This is a genomic window from Marinicauda pacifica, assembly GCF_004793635.1.
GTDB lineage: Bacteria > Pseudomonadota > Alphaproteobacteria > Caulobacterales > Maricaulaceae > Marinicauda > Marinicauda pacifica.
This window is the reverse complement of the sequence record NZ_SRXV01000049.1, coordinates 1-315: the sequence shown is the minus strand read 5'-3', so window position 1 is coordinate 315 and position 315 is coordinate 1. Positions and strand designations below refer to the sequence as shown.

Annotated in this window: 1 protein-coding gene; it reads right to left on the bottom strand. The window is 67.6% G+C overall.

The genetic code is table 11. From position 1 onward, the window contains the following. A partial coding sequence (locus E5162_RS14845; RefSeq protein WP_206751141.1) for an LmrA/YxaF family transcription factor occupies positions 1 to 315 on the bottom strand: 315 nt, incomplete at both ends.

Sequence of the window (315 nt, the reverse complement as noted above, 5' to 3'; positions counted from 1 at the left end):
GGGACAGAATCAGCGCTCCTTCGATCGAGGAGAGGATGAGAAGCGCCAGCCGGCCAGCGCGCTCTGGCGCAATGCCGTCTGCTTCGAGCCTCAGCTTGAGGGCATCCTGCCAGGCGGCGAAAACGCCCTCCAAGGTATCGCTCGCTTCGCTGTCACCGGGCGCCAGCTCCAGCGCCAGCGTTGCCAGCGGGCAGCCCTGACGAAAGCGCGACTCCTCCAGCCACGTAGCCAGCTGGCCGGTGAACTGAACGACGAATTGCGCACTGCGCGCACTCTCGCCCGCCATCCGCGCCATGGTGTCGGCGAAGCGGGCCC